At 67.9% G+C, this 1,974-nt stretch carries 4 protein-coding genes; 2 read left to right on the top strand and 2 right to left on the bottom strand.

All coding sequences use genetic code 11. The features are described 5' to 3' along the window. Both AC3ETA_RS47635 and AC3ETA_RS47630 read left to right on the top strand, forming a co-directional pair. Window positions 1-112, top strand: a 112-nt coding sequence (locus AC3ETA_RS47635; RefSeq protein ID WP_432199137.1) for an adenosylhomocysteinase, incomplete at its 5' end; no start/stop codon positions are given. A 32-nt stretch (window positions 113-144) separates the two neighbouring features. Further along, window positions 145-270 carry a hypothetical protein gene (locus tag AC3ETA_RS47630; protein ID WP_432199145.1) on the top strand — a complete coding sequence of 42 codons (126 nt, stop codon included), beginning with the start codon at window positions 145-147 and terminating at the stop codon, window positions 268-270. A 44-nt stretch (window positions 271-314) separates the two neighbouring features. On the opposite strand, the gene AC3ETA_RS47625 is transcribed toward AC3ETA_RS47630, so the two are convergent. Together AC3ETA_RS47625 and AC3ETA_RS47620 are read right to left on the bottom strand one after the other, a co-directional pair. Further along, on the bottom strand, window positions 315-920 hold the full coding sequence (locus tag AC3ETA_RS47625) for an NAD-dependent epimerase/dehydratase family protein (RefSeq protein ID WP_432199144.1): 606 nt from the start codon (window positions 918-920) through the stop codon (window positions 315-317). 50 nt (window positions 921-970) lie between these two features. Continuing rightward, window positions 971-1,939, bottom strand: coding sequence for a ScbA/BarX family gamma-butyrolactone biosynthesis protein (locus AC3ETA_RS47620; RefSeq protein WP_432199143.1), 969 nt, complete (start codon window positions 1,937-1,939; stop codon window positions 971-973). Between the last annotated feature and the right edge of the window lie 35 nt (window positions 1,940-1,974).

Genomic DNA, 1,974 nt, shown 5'->3' with positions numbered 1-1,974 from the left:
TCTCCACCTCGACTCGCTCGGCGTGAAGCTGACCACGCTCCGCCCCGAGCAGGCCGCCTACATCGGCGTCGAGGTCGAGGGCCCGTACAAGTCGGACCACTACCGCTACTGAACCGAGCCGCTACCGAGTATCCGGGAGGCCGCATGCACCACGAGGAAGAACAGGAGCTCGACAGGGACTACGACGAGCCCAAGCGAGCACCGGTTCTGCTGCTCGCCGGCGTGGACGACGAACCCGCTGATTCCCACGTCATCAGGAGCATCGACTGACGGGATGGGGCGGCGCCGGCCACGGACCGGCACCGCCCCACCGCTCAGATGCTCAGACCGTGCGCCACGTGCTCCGATACGAGCTGGAGCAGGTAGCGAACCGTCGCTCGAAGCCAGGGCAGGAATCCAGCCCGGTGACTCGCCACATGGCGTGCCGCTACCCAAGGGCACCTGCCTGTCGGCCACGGCTGACACCACACGGGCCAGGTCCTCCACCGCGATGACCGAGCTGCGCGCCTCCTCGACGGGCCATGCGGGCACGAGGTGGAGCAGTCGGAACACGTCGGGCACGAACCACCGATCGTCCTCGCCGCAGACCAGGTGGGGTCGCAGAACGATGCCACCCCAGGGGTGTGCCTCCCGCTCGGCGCGCAACCGCGAGGCGCTCGCGGGTGAGGTCGGCGAGGCTCCAAGTGCCCTTCGGCAAGGCCGCGGTGGAGACCTGTGCCGTAGACGGAGGCCGTGCTGATGCAGCCGAAGCGCCGCACCCTGCTGCGGTGCGCTTCCTCCAGCAGCGCCCGGGTTCCCTTGAGGTTGACGTCGCAGCACCGCCGGGGATCGCGTCCCACGTAGCTGGCCGCATGCACCACGGTGTCCACTCCGAAGCACACACCGCGCAATGAGAGCGGGTCGGACAGATCACCAGCCACATGGGGTACCCCGCCCGGTAGGTGCCCTCAGCAGGCGTCATGACCGCGGCTCACGTCTCCGAGCCGTCATGAACGGTCACCCGGCAGACCGCTGCGACGTCGCCGGCTTGGTGGAACTCGACGCGGAGATGACGGGAGCCAGAGGGCGGCACTGACGCGTCCATGACATCCCCTGATGTCATCACCAGGCACGGTGAATCGAACTCCACGTACTTGTGGAACTCGGCGTCGCAGGCGACAAGCAGCCCTTCCGGCAGCCCGAGCGCGGCGAGCGCCGCCTGCCGTGCAGCCTCCATCAGGACCATGCCGGGCAGATGGTCGACGGGGTGGTCGAACAACACGGGGTGGTCCGGCTCGGCACGCAGCCGATGAGCCCCGCTACCGCACTCCGCGCTCAGTACGACGTCGAACTCACAGGTGCGCCCTACGAGTTCGGGGTTGATTCCGTTCGGTACCTCACGCGGCGCGGTCGCCTCCGCACGATCGCCCCGCAGCCTGCGGTACACAGCCGAACTGACGCAGTTCGCCGTCAGCCTCCCGGAACCGATGCGCCGGCCGTCGCGCTGAGCGACGATGTCGTACGCGTACGAGGAGACGACCCCCCGACGGCGCACCACGTCGTGCAGCGTCACCTCCAGGACCACATGAGCGGGTCCGCGCCCCAATCTGGCACCGCTCTCGGCGACTTCGAACGATGTCGCCTCGGTGAGGAAGCTGAAGCCCAGCGGTATCTCCAGCACTTGGTGGGCGAGCAGCAGACCCGCCTGCCGGACCGTCTCGGCGAACAGCATGGGGTCGTGCCAGCGGCCGGCGACCGCTCCGTAGTAGCTGTGGCCGCGTGACCACTGGGCTCCGATGCGGTAGGTGTCCTCGCCGGAGCGACTGATTCCGGTCAACAGTACTTCCGAGATCGCCGCCCGATGGACGAGCGTACGGGGCACCGTGCACTCGAAGAGATCCGGTTCGTTCACCACGATCCGGGAGAAATCCGTTCGGTCGGCTTGTATGAGCGCGGTCATCCCTGGCCTCCTGATCTGTGCGTCGATCGCAACAA

The organism is Streptomyces sp. bgisy027 (genome assembly GCF_057710365.1).
This window is presented reverse-complemented; position numbering and strand designations above follow the sequence as displayed.

Bases quoted from the DNA above. Each gene is read 5' to 3' on its own strand.
- AC3ETA_RS47620 (WP_432199143.1), bottom strand. From the start codon at position 1,939: ATGACCGCGCTCATACAAGCCGACCGAACGGATTTCTCCCGGATCGTG.
- AC3ETA_RS47630 (WP_432199145.1), top strand. From the start codon at position 145: ATGCACCACGAGGAAGAACAGGAGCTCGACAGGGACTACGACGAGCCC.